At 66.8% G+C, this 15,059-nt stretch carries 15 protein-coding genes; 10 read left to right on the top strand and 5 right to left on the bottom strand.

What is annotated here, in order from left to right; genetic code table 11:
* Positions 1-73: 73 nt before the first annotated feature.
* Both gcvT and HF886_RS06290 read left to right on the top strand, forming a co-directional pair.
* Entirely contained in the window at positions 74-1,174 is a 1,101-nt protein-coding gene (gene gcvT, locus HF886_RS06285; protein ID WP_169651809.1) for a glycine cleavage system aminomethyltransferase GcvT, read from the top strand.
* A gap of 33 nt (positions 1,175-1,207) precedes the next feature.
* Complete coding sequence (locus tag HF886_RS06290) at positions 1,208-2,314, top strand: branched-chain amino acid aminotransferase (protein ID WP_169651810.1); 1,107 nt, start codon at positions 1,208-1,210, stop codon at positions 2,312-2,314.
* Positions 2,315-2,398: 84 nt separating this feature from the next.
* On the opposite strand, the gene HF886_RS06295 is transcribed toward HF886_RS06290, so the two are convergent.
* A complete protein-coding gene (locus HF886_RS06295; RefSeq protein ID WP_169620211.1) occupies positions 2,399-3,163 on the bottom strand; it encodes an adenosylcobinamide-GDP ribazoletransferase in 765 nt (254 codons plus the stop codon).
* On the bottom strand, positions 3,163-4,254 hold the full coding sequence (gene cobT / locus HF886_RS06300) for a nicotinate-nucleotide--dimethylbenzimidazole phosphoribosyltransferase (RefSeq protein WP_169651811.1): 1,092 nt from the start codon (positions 4,252-4,254) through the stop codon (positions 3,163-3,165). Before cobT ends, HF886_RS06295 begins: the two co-directional genes overlap by 1 nt.
* 122 nt (positions 4,255-4,376) lie before the next feature.
* Between cobT and HF886_RS06305 the strand changes: the two genes are divergently transcribed.
* Positions 4,377-4,601 carry a hypothetical protein gene (locus tag HF886_RS06305; protein WP_169620209.1) on the top strand — a complete coding sequence of 75 codons (225 nt, stop codon included), beginning with the start codon at positions 4,377-4,379 and terminating at the stop codon, positions 4,599-4,601.
* On the opposite strand, the gene HF886_RS06310 is transcribed toward HF886_RS06305, so the two are convergent.
* Complete coding sequence (locus HF886_RS06310) at positions 4,598-5,269, bottom strand: DUF3043 domain-containing protein (protein ID WP_169620208.1); 672 nt, start codon at positions 5,267-5,269, stop codon at positions 4,598-4,600. The two genes, HF886_RS06305 and HF886_RS06310, sit on opposite strands and share 4 nt — an antisense overlap.
* A gap of 159 nt (positions 5,270-5,428) precedes the next feature.
* Between HF886_RS06310 and HF886_RS06315 the strand changes: the two genes are divergently transcribed.
* Positions 5,429-5,779, top strand: a complete 351-nt coding sequence (locus HF886_RS06315) for an iron-sulfur cluster assembly accessory protein (protein ID WP_169620207.1) — start codon at positions 5,429-5,431, stop codon at positions 5,777-5,779.
* A 126-nt stretch (positions 5,780-5,905) separates the two neighbouring features.
* Positions 5,906-6,874: a carbohydrate kinase family protein gene (locus HF886_RS06320; protein WP_169651812.1), complete on the top strand. Its 969-nt coding sequence runs from the start codon at positions 5,906-5,908 to the stop codon at positions 6,872-6,874.
* 96 nt (positions 6,875-6,970) lie between these two features.
* Here HF886_RS06320 and asnB read toward each other — a convergent pair whose 3' ends face one another.
* Entirely contained in the window at positions 6,971-8,896 is a 1,926-nt protein-coding gene (gene asnB / locus HF886_RS06325; RefSeq protein WP_169620205.1) for an asparagine synthase (glutamine-hydrolyzing), read from the bottom strand.
* Positions 8,897-9,204: 308 nt separating this feature from the next.
* Between asnB and HF886_RS06330 the strand changes: the two genes are divergently transcribed.
* From HF886_RS06330 to HF886_RS06340, 3 genes are all read left to right on the top strand, one after another.
* Entirely contained in the window at positions 9,205-10,257 is a 1,053-nt protein-coding gene (locus HF886_RS06330; RefSeq protein WP_169620204.1) for a cytochrome c oxidase subunit II, read from the top strand.
* Positions 10,258-10,297: 40 nt separating this feature from the next.
* Positions 10,298-10,714, top strand: coding sequence for a cytochrome c oxidase subunit 4 (locus HF886_RS06335; RefSeq protein WP_169620203.1), 417 nt, complete (start codon positions 10,298-10,300; stop codon positions 10,712-10,714).
* A 208-nt stretch (positions 10,715-10,922) separates the two neighbouring features.
* Positions 10,923-11,876, top strand: coding sequence for a DUF808 domain-containing protein (locus HF886_RS06340; protein ID WP_169620202.1), 954 nt, complete (start codon positions 10,923-10,925; stop codon positions 11,874-11,876).
* A gap of 301 nt (positions 11,877-12,177) precedes the next feature.
* Here HF886_RS06340 and HF886_RS06345 read toward each other — a convergent pair whose 3' ends face one another.
* Positions 12,178-13,092 carry a manganese catalase family protein gene (locus tag HF886_RS06345; protein ID WP_169651813.1) on the bottom strand — a complete coding sequence of 305 codons (915 nt, stop codon included), beginning with the start codon at positions 13,090-13,092 and terminating at the stop codon, positions 12,178-12,180.
* Positions 13,093-13,269: 177 nt separating this feature from the next.
* On the opposite strand from HF886_RS06345, the gene HF886_RS06350 reads away from it, so the two are divergent.
* Both HF886_RS06350 and HF886_RS06355 read left to right on the top strand, forming a co-directional pair.
* Positions 13,270-14,418 (top strand): zinc-dependent alcohol dehydrogenase, encoded by a 1,149-nt coding sequence (locus tag HF886_RS06350; protein ID WP_169651814.1) that lies wholly within the window; start codon positions 13,270-13,272, stop codon positions 14,416-14,418.
* A 12-nt stretch (positions 14,419-14,430) separates the two neighbouring features.
* Entirely contained in the window at positions 14,431-14,991 is a 561-nt protein-coding gene (locus HF886_RS06355) for a hypothetical protein (protein WP_169651815.1), read from the top strand.
* The last annotated feature ends 68 nt before the right edge of the window (positions 14,992-15,059 follow it).

Genomic DNA, 15,059 nt, shown 5'->3' on the forward strand with positions numbered 1-15,059 from the left:
AAGCGGGGGTGATGGCTTCGATGCTAGTGACCACCGTCCGAACGGTCGCAGCGGTGGGATAGCGTCGTGCGACATGAGTGACGAGGAACTCCAGCAGGGGCCCATCCACGCCGTCCATGTCGAACTCGGCGCCACCTTCGCACCGTTCGGTGGCTGGGAGATGCCCGTCTCCTATGCCGGGACGGTCGCCGAGCACACCGCGGTCCGTGAGGCCGTGGGCCTGTTCGATGTCAGCCACCTGGGTAAAGCCCTGGTCCACGGCCCGGGCGCTGCCGCATTCGTGAACGCCGCGCTCACCAACGACCTCGCCAAGATCGGCCCCGGCAAGGCGCAGTACACCCTGTGCTGCACCGAGACCGGCGGTGTCACCGACGACCTCATCGTCTACTACGTCTCCGACGACGAACTGTTCCTCGTTCCCAATGCGGCGAACACCGCCGCGGTCGTCGATGCGCTGTCCGCCGCGGCACCGGACGGGGTGACCGTCTCGAACCAGCATCGCGACTACGCGGTGTTCGCCGTGCAGGGACCGCGGGCCGAGGACGTGCTTGCCGGCCTCGGGCTGCCCACCGACATCGCCTACATGGGTTTCGTCGACGCCGACTACCAGGGCATGCCGGTGCGGGTGTGCCGCAGCGGCTACACCGGTGAGCGCGGATTCGAGGTGCTGCCCCGCTGGGACGACGCCGAGACGGTGTTTCGCGCGCTCGCGGCGTCGGTCCGCGACGCCGGTGGGCAGGTGGCAGGCCTCGGCGCTCGCGACACGCTGCGGACCGAGATGGGTTACGCACTGCACGGGCACGAGTTGTCCGTCGACATCTCGCCCGTCCAGGCACGGGTGGGCTGGGCCGTCGGCTGGAAGAAGCCGCAGTTCTGGGGTCGCGAGGCGCTCCTCGCCGAGAAGGAATCCGGACCGGCACGGCGCCTGTGGGGTCTGCGGGCCGTCGACCGCGGGGTGTTGCGCCAGGGGCTGACCGTCTCCCGTGACGGCGTGCCCGTCGGGCAGACCACGTCCGGAACGTTCTCCCCCACCCTCAAGATCGGTATCGCGCTCGCGCTTCTCGACACCGCCCCGGGAATCGCCGCCGGTGACGAGGTCACGGTGGACGTGCGGGGCCGGTCGTTGCGGGCCGAGGTCGTGAACCCGCCGTTCGTCGAGGACCACACGAAGTAGATCCGTTTCCGCTGATTGTTAGGATTGTCGTTCATGACAGGTGTCCTCGAATTCGTCCGCGTCCCGCATTCCTCACCCAGCTCTGCGGAGCGGCGACAGGAGATTCTGTCCGAGCCCGGATTCGGGCAGTACTTCACCGACCACATGGTGTCGATCACCTACACCGAAGGTGTGGGCTGGCACGACGCGAAGGTCGAGCCGTACGCCCCGATCCAGATCGATCCCGCTGCCATGGTGCTGCACTACGGCCAGGCGATCTTCGAAGGACTCAAGGCGTACCGGCAGGCGGACGGCAGCATCTCGTCGTTCCGGTTGAGTGAGAATGCGGCGCGGATGAACCGGTCCGCCGAGCGCCTGGCCATGCCGTACCTGCCGCCGGAGTTGTTCGAGAAGTCGGTCCGCGAACTGCTCGACGTCGACCACGAGTGGGTTCCCGCGGCGGGCGGGGAGGAGTCGCTGTATCTGCGGCCCTTCATGTTCGCGACCGAGCCTGCACTCGGCGTGCGGCCCGCCCACGAGTACCGATACCTCCTCATCGCCTCTCCCGCCGGCGCCTACTTCCCGCGCGGCGTGCGCCCGGTGAGCGTGTGGCTCTCGCGTGAATACGTGCGCGCCTCGCCCGGCGGCACGGGTGCCGCGAAGTTCGCCGGCAACTATGCGGCGTCGCTCGTCGCGCAGGCCCACGCCGCCGAGCAGGGTTGTGACCAGGTGGTGTGGCTCGACGCGATCGAACGCAAGTACGTCGAGGAGATGGGCGGGATGAACCTGTACTTCGTGTACGGGTCCGGCGCGGATGCGCGTCTCGTCACCCCGGAACTGTCGGGGTCGTTGCTGCCCGGCATCACCCGCGACTCGCTGCTGACTCTCGCCACGGATTCCGGTCTGGTCGTGGACGAACAGCGGATCAGCACCGACGAGTGGCGTGAGAAGGCCGCAAGCGGGGAGATCACCGAGGTGTTCGCGTGTGGAACCGCAGCCGTGATCACCCCGGTCGGCAGAATCAAGGACAAGGACGGCGAGTTCATCATCGGAGACGGCGAGCCGGGACCGGTGACGATGGCGCTGCGCGACACGCTGACCGGTATCCAGCGCGGCACGTTCGCCGACACGCACGGCTGGATGACGACGCTGCGCGCGTAGATCAGCCCGCAGAGATCTGCACCCGGAGAGGGTCGCGACCGTACCGACGGTCGCGGCCTTCTCTGTTTCGGCCGGTCGGCTCTGTCAGAGCGCGGTCGCAGCCACCAGTGCGACCGCCGCGACCGTGCCTTCCAGCGCCGCGCCGAGCACGTCGCCGTTGAGTCCGCCGAACCGGCGGGCGCAGTGCCGCACGAACAGAGCCGACAACACCAGCGCCACGAGTACGGCAAGCGGGCCGAGCCACGGCGTTGCGGGCGTGGTCAGGACGGCAGCGGCTGTCGCCGCGACCAGCCACAGCGCGATCGGAAGCGGACCCTGCGTTCCGGCCACCAGGGTGCCGAAGCCGCTTCCCGGCGCCGCGGGCACTCCTCGGCGGCACGCGAGCACCACGGCGACCCGGCCCACGGCTACCGCAACGAGGATCGCCGCCCATCCACCGGCGTCCGCGAGCGCGCCGAACGACGCCGCCTGAATGCCGAGTACGACGATCGACGCGACGACACCGAACGGCCCCGCTCCGCCGCTGTGCATCACTTCCCGGGCACGTTCGGGCGGTCCGTAACAACCGAGACCGTCGGCCGTGTCGCTCAGCCCGTCGACGTGCATCCCACGGGTCCCGACGGCGAGCACACCGACACAGAGCAGTCCCGTGGCGAAGACCGGCGCACCGGCGGTGCTCGCTACCCAGGACACCGCGGCCGCTGCTGCACCCAGTACCAGGCCGGCGACGGGAGCGGCGGTGATCGCCCGGCCTGCGACCGTTCTGTCGATGTCGTGCGGGCCCCGCGCGGGAAGGACGGTCAGCCACGAGAGCGACAGCGACACGCCGTCGATCCACCGGCGCAGCATCACCCGGCGGTCTTGGTGGGAGCCTCGTCGCGGGTACTGACTCCGGCCTCCGAGAACGTCGCCATGCTCGCCAGGATCTCCACCGCACCCTGCACGACGGGGAGTGCGGCCACCGCGCCCGATCCTTCGCCCAGCCGCATGTCGAGATCCAGAATCGGTTCGAGTCGCAGGTGGCGCAGCGCGATCGTGTGGGCCGGTTCGGCGGACCGATGCCCGGCGACCCACCATCGTGCTGCGCCCGGGGTCAGTTCTTCGGCCACCATCGCCGCAGCGGTGACCACGACGCCGTCGAGGATCACGGGCGTGCGGCGTACCGCAGCCTGCGACAGATATCCCGCCATGGCGGCGAAATCGGCACCGCCCGCTGTGCGCAGCAGGGCGATCGGATCTCGGGTGTGCGGACGTGCACGCCGCATCGCGTCGCGGATGGCGGTGACCTTGCGCATCCAGCCGGCGTCGTCGACTCCGGTGCCGCGGCCGACGGCGGCGACAGGTTCGGTGCTCGTCAGCGTCGCGATGAGGACGGTGGCGGGGGTGGTGTTGCCGATCCCCATGTCACCGGCGATCAGGAGATCCGCTCCTTCGTCGACTTCTCGGTCGGCGAGTGCGCGACCGGCCTCGACCGCCCGTACCGTCTCGTCGTGGGTCAGCGCGTCTTCGCGGTCGATGCTCCCGCTCGAGCGCCGGATCTTGAAGGTGGACACCTCGGCGGGGGTGTCGCCGTCCACCGCCATATCGACGACGCGGACGCCTGCTCCGGCAACGCCGGCAAGGACGTTCACTGCTGCTCCGCCTGCTACGAGGTTGGCGACCATCTGGGCCGTCACCTCCGGCGGGTATGCGGAGACACCGTTGCGTGCGACTCCGTGGTCACCGGCGAAGACCACGACGCGGGGCCGCCGGAACGGGTGCGGGGGAACTTCGCCCTGGCATGCGGCGACCCAGCAACCGAGGACCTCGAGACGGCCCAGTGAGCCGGCAGGCTTGGTCAGGTCCCGCTGTCGTTCCTCGGCGACGAGTCGCACCTCCCTGTCCGGTGCGGTCAGCTGGGGGAACTCGATACCGGCGGGTGAGCCGGGGGTGCTGGTCACATGTCACCTCTCGCGTGGGGAATCACCGACTGACGCTATCAATTCGCCCTGTGGCACAAATCCGACGATGGATGTCTTTTCTGCCACTTTCGCTCGGAGATCATCACCCGCAGGCTGGCACTATGGCGGACATCATAGTGATCATGGGCTTTCTCCTGGCACTCGCGGCCGCGCCGGAGATCGGCCGGTTCCTCCCGGCTGCGCGGCCCCGGTGGGTGGCGCGGGCCTGGTGGCGGACCAACGCCTTCCGGCCCGGAGAGACGAATCGGCCGCAGCCCGAATTGTCCGAGGACGAGCGGGCCGCGGCCGAAAACCACGATGTGTGCCGAGCGGGCGAAGATTCCTAGACGGCGTCGCCGGGCTTGACCCGGGGGAGCGGCGCGCGGAGCTTGCGGATCTGCGACGCGCGGACGAACGCGTACCAGCCCAGCCCGAATCCGCCCTGGGCGGAGTCGGGATAACGCTCGCGGACCTTCCTGTTCACGAGACGGCCGAGGTAGATCCCCTCGATCACCATCAGCAGCATCAGGAGGAACATCGCCAGCGTGACGTACTGCTGCACGACGGGGCCGAGGAACATCGACATGATGAGCACCAGCGCGAGCGGCATGAAGAGGCCGACGAGGTTGCGGCGGCTGTCGACGAGATCGCGCACGTACGCGCGCTCCGGGCCCCGGTCGCGGGGAAGCAGGAACTTCTCTTCGCCGGCGAGCATCCGGTTACGGCGCTCGGATGCGGCCGCGCGACGCTCGGCTGCAGCGGCTTTGCGCTGGTCTTTCGACTGCGACTTGCGTGCGGCTTTGCGCCGCTCGCGCGCTTCCTTCGCCGTCATCGGGGCCGGGGCGACCGGGCCGCGACGGCGACTTTCGGCGTCTCGGCGCTTGGGCGTCGGGCGGCCCTTGCCGGTGGTGACCTTCGGGGCGGCGGCGACAGCCTCCCCGTCGGGCAGGGCCTCGGGCACGGGAACCTCGTGGTCGGCGGACTCGTCGGAACCGCCGCGGCGTAGCAACTTCACCCTTCCAGGCTATGGGATATTCGCGAGAACGGGTAAACCAGGCTGCAATACCACTGTGTTGCGCGACTCGTTCACGGGGAATACATCCGGGCGCGGTACCGTTGAGGCATCCGGGTCCGACACGAACCACAGGTCCGACACGAAATACAGGGAGCGCCCATGACTGTGCAGCAAGAAACCGACACTCACGGCGTCGTCCTGACCGAGGCCGCCGCCTCCAAGGCGAAGGCACTTCTCGATCAGGAGGGCCGTGACGACCTCGCACTGCGTATCGCCGTGCAGCCCGGCGGCTGCGCCGGTCTTCGATACCAGTTGTTCTTCGACGATCGCAGTCTCGACGGCGACCTGATCAAGGACTTCGCCGGCGTCAAGCTCGCTGTGGACCGTATGAGCGCTCCGTACGTCGAAGGTGCGGCGATCGATTTCGTCGACACCATCGAGAAGCAGGGCTTCACGATCGACAACCCGAACGCCACGGGTTCGTGCGCGTGCGGTGATTCGTTCAACTGAGTCGGTCTCGAGAGGGCCTCGGTGCGAGAGCACCGGGGCCCTCTCGTGTCTCCGGGTACCGTGAGGGCGCTACGGCCTCGTCCCGAGTGCCTCATCGTCCCGATTCCTGCGGAAAGGTACAGCCACGTGACCATCGCTGTGACCGGCTCCATTGCCACCGATCACCTCATGCGCTTCCCCGGCCGGTTCGCCGAACAGTTGCTCGCCGACCAGCTCGCACACATCTCGCTGAGCTTCCTGGTGGACGACCTCGTCGTCCGGCGAGGTGGTGTCGGCGGCAACATCGCGTTCGCGATGGGTGTGCTCGGCGGTTCTCCGGTGCTCGTCGGCGCGGTCGGCGCGGACTTCGCCGAGTACCGCGGCTGGCTGGAGAACCACGGCGTGAACTGCGCGTCCGTGCATGTCTCCGAGACCGCGCACACGGCTCGGTTCGTGTGCACGACCGATGAGGACATGGCGCAGATCGCGTCGTTCTATCCGGGTGCGATGTCGGAGGCCCGCGAGATCTCGATCGCGGATGTCGTGGCACAACACGGAGTCGACCTCGTGCTGATCGGCGCCAACGACCCCGACGCCATGATCCGCCACACCGAGGAGTGCCGCCGGCTCGGCGTCCCGTTCGTCGCGGACCCCTCCCAGCAGCTCGCGCGCCTCGACGGCAAGCAGGCCGCCGAGCTCATCGAGGGCGCGGAGTACCTGTTCACCAACGAATACGAGTGGGGACTGCTCCAGCAGAAGACAGGTCTGACCGAGGACGAGATCGGCGCCAAGGTCGGCATGCGGATCACCACGCTCGGCGGCAACGGCGCGAACATCGTCGACCGTGACGGCAACTGGGTGCACGTCGGCGTGGTCCCGGACCGCGCGAAGGTGGACCCGACCGGCGTCGGCGACGCCTTCCGTGCGGGCTTCCTCGTCGCCCACCGCGCAGGACTGGGTGTCGAACGTGCCGCGCAACTCGGCTCGCTGGTCGCGGTGCACGTCCTCGAGACCACCGGGACGCAGGAGTGGACCTTCGACCGGGCCGATGCGCTCAAGCGTCTCGCCGACGCCTACGGTGCGGCTGCCGCGGACGACATCGCCGCCATCCTCTAGTTCACCGGGCTCCGGCCCTCGGAACGACAACAGACGGTCGTGGCCACTTCCGCTCGGCGGAGTGGCCACGACCGTCTGTCTTGGTGCGTGTGGTGCCTAGACCTCGACGGGGTACGCCGGTTCCTGGATCTGCGGAACGATGCGCTCCTCGACGAAGATGCCGTGCCAGATCATGAACACCAGCACGGTCCACAGCCGGCGGCTGTGGTCGACCGTGCCGACGCGATGGTCGTCGAGCATCTTCGTCACCGCGGCCTTGTCGATCAGGTGGTCGGTGCCGGACTCGGCGATCACCTGATGCGCCCAGTCGAACAGCTCGGTGCCGGCGAGCCAGTGCCGCAGCGGCACCGGGAACCCGAGCTTCGCGCGGTGCAGGACATGGGACGGGACGATGCCCTCGAGCGATTTACGCAGCGCGTACTTGGTGGTGTCCTTGGTGATCTTCTGGTCCAGCGGGACCTGCGACGCCACGCGGTACACCTCGGGATCGAGGAACGGGACGCGCAGCTCGAGGGAATTCGCCATGGTCATCTTGTCGGCCTTGACGAGGATGTCGCCGCGCAGCCACGTGAACAGGTCCAGGTGCTGCATGCGGGCGACGGGATCCCAGCCCACCGACCGCGCATAGATGGGCGCGGTGACGTCCTGGTGCGTCCACTCGGGCCGGAACTCGCGCAGCACCGACCGCAGTTGCGCGTCGCTGAAGCTCCGCGCGTTGCCGTAGTAGCGCTCCTCGAGCGGCATCGACCCGCGATGCAGCAGGCTCTTGCCCCGGGTTCCCTCGGGAATACGGTCGGACAGTCTGCCTGCGGCGCGGCGCAGCGCCGGAGGCAGGAACTCGAACGGTCGCAGCGACAGCGGCTCCCGGTAGATCGTGTAACCGCCGAACAGTTCGTCGGCGCCCTCGCCCGAGAGCACCACCTTGACGTGCTTGCGGGCCTCCTTGGCGATGAACCAGAGCGGCACCAGCGCCGGGTCGGCGACAGGGTCGTCGAGGTACCAGACGATCTCGGGAATGGCCGCGGCGAACTCGGCGGGGGAGACGACCCGCACCACGTGGCGCGCACCGATCGCGGCGGCGGACTCGGCGGCCACGTCGACCTCCGAATATCCCTCCCGCTCGAAGCCGGCCGTGAACGTGATGAGGTTCGGATTGTGGCGCATCGCCAGAGCCGCAATGGCGGTGGAGTCGATGCCACCGGACAGGAACGAACCCACCGTCACGTCCGCGCGCATGTGCTTGGCGACAGAATCCTCGAGCGCGTCGGCGATCTCGCGGTAGCGATCCTGCTCGCGGCCTGCCGCGAAGGGCCGCACCGGGAAGGTCGGTTCGAAGTACCGCGTGATCTCGGGCTCCGCTCCCGGGGTCAGTCGCGCGTAGCAACCCGACTCGAGCCGGCGGATCTCCTTGTGGAGCGATTCGGGCTCGGGCACGTACTGCAGGACCGTGTAGTGCTCCACTGCCCGCGGATCGAGTTCGGTACCGATGCCGATCAGGTCGGCCAGTTCGAGAAGGCTCTTCTTCTCGCTGCCGAACGCGGTGCCGGCGGTGCCGGTCGCGAGGAACAGCGGCTTGATGCCGAACGGGTCGCGTGCCAGGAACAGCTCACGGTTCACGGTGTCCCAGATCGCGAACGCGAACATTCCGCGCAGGCGGCGCACGGCCTCGGCGCCCCAGTGGTGGTACGCCGCGACGATGGTCTCGCTGTCGCCTTCGGTCTCGAACGTCGCCCCGAACTCGTCGGCGAGTTCCTTGCGCAGTTCGAGATAGTTGTAGATCTCGCCGTTGAAGGTCAGGGCATACCGGTCGGGCTGCTCCGGAGGCCCCCAGCGCAGAGGCTGATGCGAATGGGCGATGTCGATGATCGACAGTCGGTTGAACCCGAAGACGAGATCGGCATCATTCCAGGTGCCGTGTTCGTCCGGGCCGCGATGCCGGAGGCAGTGCATTGCGGACGCCACCTGGGCGACGGCCTCGTCGCTGGTGCCGTCGGTGGTCAGAAACCCGAGCAAGCCGCACACGCGTTCGGTACCTCATTCCGTTCGGGGTGTCAGAAGCGAACCAGCCGGCGACCACCGCTCAGGGCCGTGGGAACTGTTCGCCGACGTTCGTCGTTGTTCCCTTGGAGTATGCCGCAGACAGCCGGGAGGGCGAGCGGGCGGCACCGCGCAAAAACCGTCGTCACGTCGGTACGTTCCGGGCGAATCCCCAGGCGCGACACTTTCTTCGTGCCCCGAGGATGGATAGCGGCCGGGTTTGGTCTACGCTGCGTAGTAATTGGGCTGGCCCTCTTGGTGTGCCCTACTGAAATTGCAGCGATCAGGAAGGCGTGAACGTGGCGCAAGGTCGGATCCTTCGGCGGTTCGGGCTCGCAGCATCACTCGGCATTGCAGCCTTGGTGCTGACCGGGTGTTCGAGCGAAGAAGTCCTTCGTTTCGGCTGGCCGGAGGGCGTGACCCCCCAAGCCGAGCGTATGCGTGACCTGTGGACGTGGTCGGTTGTCGCCGCCCTCGTCATGGGAATTCTCGTGTGGGCCCTCACCTTCTGGGTGATCATCGCCTACCGGCGACGGAAGGACTCCCCGGAGTTCCCGCGGCAGACGGCATACAACGTGCCGCTCGAGCTCGCGTACACGGCGGCGCCGTTCGTTGCTGTGTGTGTCCTCTTCTACTTCACGGTCGTGGTGCAGAACTACGTCCTGGAGAAGGAAGACAACCCCAACGTCGTCGTCGACGTCACCGGTTTCCAGTGGAACTGGAAGTTCGGTTACCGCTCGATCGACCTCCAGGACGGAAGTCAGCCGTACAACGGCATCGACGAGGCCGCCGAGGAAGCAGTGCAGATCGACATCCCCAATGCGGAGGATGCGCACGCCGAACTCGGCCCGATCCACGGTGCCCCGGTCGAAGACCTGTCCTACCTGCACTACGACAAGATCGAGACGATCGGCACCAGCAACGAGGTTCCCGTCCTGGTCCTCCCGACCGGCAAGCGGATCGAGTTCTACCTCGCGTCGTCGGACGTCATCCACTCGTTCTGGGTCCCCGAGTTCCTGTTCAAGCGTGACGTGAACCCGAACCCGATCCAGAACAACTCCGACCCGGTCTTCCAGATCTCGGAGATCGAGCGTGAGGGCGCCTTCGTCGGTCGCTGCGCGGAGATGTGCGGCACCTACCACGCGATGATGAACTTCGAGGTCCGCGCGGTGAGCCCCGAGGACTTCGCACGCTTCATCGACCTTCGTAAGCCTGTCGAGGACGGCGGACAGGGTCTGTCCAACGCCGCCGCACTCGAGGCCATCGGCCAGAGCCCCGTCGCCACGTCGACGGTCCCGTTCAAGACCGATCGCACCGACCGTTCCGCATCCGGCGCCAGCGAGTGACCCGTCTCTTCGCCTTTCATCGACAAGGACAAGTGCTGATATGAAAATCGAAGCCAAGCTCTTCGAAGTGACGACGGTGTTCTTCGTGCTCGTCGCGATCGTGTACGGAACCTTCACAGGATTGTCCCGTACGGGCATCGAGTGGGCGGGTCTCACCGGCATCGTGCTCTCCGCCGGACTGACCCTCATCATCGGAACGTACTTCCGGTTCGTGGCTCGGCGTCTCGACACTCGCCCCGAGGACTACGAGGATGCCGAGATCAGCGATGGCGCCGGCGACCTCGGATTCTTCAGCGCGGGCAGCTTCTGGCCCATCCTGCTGGCCGCGTCGGCATCCTTCGCCGCCATCTCGCTGGCGTTCTTCCAGCCCTGGATGATCGCGGGTGCCGTGGTGCTGATCCTCGCGGCGTCGGCCGGCCTGGTGTTCGAGTACCACATCGGTCCCGAGAAGCACTGAGCGAGTTCATAGTCCACAGCGGGCGCCACACCTTCGGGTGTGGCGCCCGCTGTCGTCGGCGCCGTTCCGGTTCTTCTCGAGGTGGAGCGGTTGTCACTCGTCCGGCTACGTACCGACGGGCTGTCGGGCCGGGCGGGCGATCGGCTACCGTTTGAAGGTCGACCCGCGACCGCGCGTCGCTCGATCGACCGAACTGTGGAGGTTTCCCGTGGCTGGTGGTCTCGTCGCCCTGCTGGACGACGTCGCGGCGCTCGCGAAAGCAGCAGCGGCGTCCATCGACGACGTCGGCGCAGCGGCCGGTCGCGCGAGCGTCAAGGCCGCGGGAGTGGTCGTCGACGACACCGCGGTCACTCCCCGCTACGTGCACGGATTCAGCCCGGATCGCGAACTGCCGATCATTCGCAAGATCGCGATCGGTTCCATCCGCAACAAGCTCCTGATCATCCTCCCGGTGGCGATGATCCTCAGCCAGTTCCTGCCGCAAGCGCTGCCGTACCTGCTCATCGCCGGCGGCCTGTTCCTGTGCTACGAGGGAGCGGAGAAGGTCTACGAGGCCCTCACCGGGGGCCATCACGAGGACGAGGCCGCGGACGCACCCAAGTCCGGACCGGAACTCGAAAAGACCATGGTCAACGGAGCCATCCGGACCGATCTGATCCTGTCCGCCGAGATCATGGTGATTTCGCTGTCGTCGGTCGAGTCCGAACCGTTCCTCACCAGGCTGATGGTTCTGATCGTCGTGGCGCTCCTCATCACCGCGCTGGTGTACGGCGTGGTCGCGCTGATCGTGAAGATGGACGACGTGGGACTGTCGCTCGCCCAGCGGCAGTCGTCGTTCGCTCGCCGGGTCGGCCGGGGACTCGTCGCCGCGATGCCGAAGGTGATGGCCGTGCTCACCGTCGTGGGGATCGCCGCGATGCTGTGGGTCGGCGGGCACATCCTGATCATCAATGTCGGCGAGGCCGGATTCCATTGGCCCGCCGACCGGCTTCACGATCTCGAGCACTGGTTCGGTGAACTCGTCCACGGCGGGTTCGGCGGTGTCCTGTCCTGGACTTCCGGGACCGTGGTCTCGGCCCTCGTCGGACTCGTTCTCGGGGCACTGGTGGTCCTGGTGATGCACCTGATTCCGAAGCGGAAGAAGACGTCCTCGGTGCACTGAAACTTCGGGCACTGAAACTTCGGGCACTGAAACTTCGGGCACTGAGACTTCGGTGCAGTGAAAGTTCGACGCTCCGCGTTGTGACTGTTTGAGTCCGTGCCGTCCGGTTATCCGGGGTTGGCCACGAAAGTGGTCACCGTGCCCGGTTCGCAGTCGGCCACGTGTTGCGAACCTTCCGGGAGGACCCCGTCGGCGCCTGCGTCGGCGGGGTCTTCACATGCCTGCCTTCACATGTGGGGAGCGTTCCGACAACGGCGCGCCCGCGTCCCGGAGGACGCGGGCCCGCGCGCAGGTCAACAGATCAGGGCGTTTCGGGATCGAGGGCGTCCTTCATCTTGCCCATCAGCCCCTTCTCCGTGCCCAGCGCAGCCGAACGCGGCTCACCCTGCGACCCGTCATAGGTCGCATACAGCTTCGGATCCGGCGGCGGCGCACTGGCCACATCACCGAGCGGAACCGGATCGGCCAGGAACGACATCGGCGTCGACCCGTCGGGACCGGTACCGTGCGCCCACCGGCCCTGATCCGACGCGACACCGTCCGACAGATGCCACAAGCTCGTGGCATGTTCGGAATGCTCCTCGTCGAACAACGCGTTCGGTGCGATCGGGGACGGCTCGATCCCGTCGGCCTGCAGTTCCTCGATCGCCGCGAGCCACAGATTCTGGTGGTACGTATCGCGCGCCAGGTTGAACTTCAGCATGTCCTTGACACCCGGATCGTCGGTCATGTGATACAAACGCGCGGTTTGTACCCGGCCCTGCGCTTCGGCAGCGACGTTGGCCCGGAAGTCGGCGAGCAGGTTGCCGCTCGCGACGATGAACCGTCCGTTCCAGGGCACACCGTTGCTGTCCGACAGCGTCGGTCCGCCGCCGGAGACGATGGCCTGTTGCGGGTCCATTCCGCCGAGCACGGCCGCGACGACGGGGTCGGCGGCGGCGTTCTTGGTCGATTCGGTGGCCGGTGCGCCTTCGAGGAACCGGGCGACCATGGTGGCGATCATTTCGACGTGGCCGATTTCTTCGGTGGCGACGTCCATGATCATGTCCTTGTACTTGCCGGGCATCCGGCAGTTCCATCCCTGGAACAGGTACTGCATGGTGACGGTCATTTCGCCGTATGCGCCGCCGATGAGTTCTTGGAGTTTGCGGGCGTAGACGGGATCGGGCTTCTCGGGTTTGACGTCGAACTGGAGGTGATCTGTGTGACGGAACAATTCTCTCCCTTTCGTGTCGGGACTTCTGAGTCCTGGGGTGGGGAGGTACCACCGCGAAACGCGACCAAACCTCCGAGATCGTGAGATCTCCCCGGAACTGATCGGCCCGGTCGTGCATCGGACGTATCCGAGGGGGTACCCGCGTGCCACGAACCACGAGGAGACCCGGGAGGCGACTTGAAAGCGATGGTGTACCGAGGGCCCTACAAGATCCGGGTGGAAGAGAAGGACATCCCGCGTATCGAGCACCCGAACGATGCGATCGTGCGCGTGCAGAGAGCGGCTATCTGCGGTTCGGACCTGCACCTGTACCACGGCATGATGCCCGACACGCGTGTCGGGATGACCTTCGGTCACGAGTTCATCGGCGTGGTGCACGAGGTCGGGCCGTCGGTCCGCAATCTGACGCCCGGAGACCGGGTGATGGTGCCGTTCAACGTGTACTGCGGATCCTGCTACTTCTGTGCACGCGGGCTGTATTCCAACTGCCACAACGTCAATCCGAATGCCACGGCAGTGGGCGGCATCTACGGCTACTCGCACACCTGCGGCGGATACGACGGAGGCCAGGCGGAATTCGTGCGAGTGCCGTTCGCCGACGTCGGGCCCGAACCGATCCCGGAATGGATGGACGACGAAGACGCGCTGATGTGCACCGACGCGCTGGCGACAGGCTATTTCGGTGCCCAGTTGGGTGACATCACCGAGGGCGACACCGTCGTGGTCTTCGGGGCCGGCCCGGTAGGGCTGTACGCCGCGAAGAGTTCGTGGTTCATGGGCGCCGGCCGAGTCATCGTGATCGACCACCTCGAGTATCGACTCGAGAAAGCACGCACCTTCGCTCACGCCGAGACCTACAACTTCGCGGAATACGACGACATCGTCGTGCAGATGAAGAAGGCCACCGACTATCTCGGGGCCGATGTGGTCATCGATGCGGTAGGCGCGGAAGCCGACGGCAACTTCCTCCAGCACGTGACGTCGGCGAAGTTCAAGTTGCAGGGTGGATCACCTATCGCATTGAACTGGGCGATCGACTCGGTCCGCAAGGGCGGAACGGTCTCGGTCATGGGGGCGTACGGGCCGATGTTCAGTGCCGTCAAATTCGGCGACGCGATGAACAAGGGTTTGACGCTGCGGATGAATCAGTGCCCGGTCAAACGCCAGTGGCCGCGTTTGTTCGAACATATTCGCAACGGTTACATCAAGCCCAACGAGCTTGTCACGCACAGGATTCCGCTGGAACACATCGCCGAGGGATTCCACATCTTCTCCGCGAAACTCGACGAGTGCATCAAGCCGGTCATCGTGCCGGATGCCGGATGAGAGGGCTGCGTGATGGCAGAACACGAACTTCCGACCGCCTACGTCCCGAGCGCGCCACAGCCGCCGGACGCCGATGCGTTGCGCGCACGTATTCCCGGATGGGGTGTGGACATCGATCCCGCGGACCGTCCGTCGGTACCGAAAGAGCGCTTCGACCCCGAGGCATCGGGTGCGCGATGGACCTTCCCCGAGCGACAGGAGGAGAGGTGGCCACGGGAACGATCCGTCGAGCATGCCTTCGTCACCCCGGTCTTCGGCACGGCGTGCCCGCCCAAGGGCCTGTCCGGAATGATCCGCAAGTACGCCTACCGCCGTTTCAGTGAAGGCCGTGCCGCGCACTGGCTCCTGCTGCTCGGTGCCGATCGTGTCGACGCGGTCGAGTCGCATCTGCGTTCCTTCGTTTCCGGGCGACCGGACAACCCGGTGACGGAAACGGGAGTCCGGGCGGAGTTCACCCATAACGGACCGGCGGAGCGTGCGAAGAGCACGCGAGTCGACAAGTCCCACCAGTGGCTCGATCCGATCCTCGTCGGCGCGCCGTGGCTCCTGGCTCTCGGTGCGGGACTCGGGTAAGTCCCGGGAAGTGGTGGGAATCGGCTGAGCGCATCCGGCCAGGTCCGCGGCGTGTCGCTCCCTCGCCG

The sequence above is a fragment of the Rhodococcus sp. 105337 genome, assembly GCF_012844225.1.
GTDB lineage: Bacteria > Actinomycetota > Actinomycetes > Mycobacteriales > Mycobacteriaceae > Rhodococcus.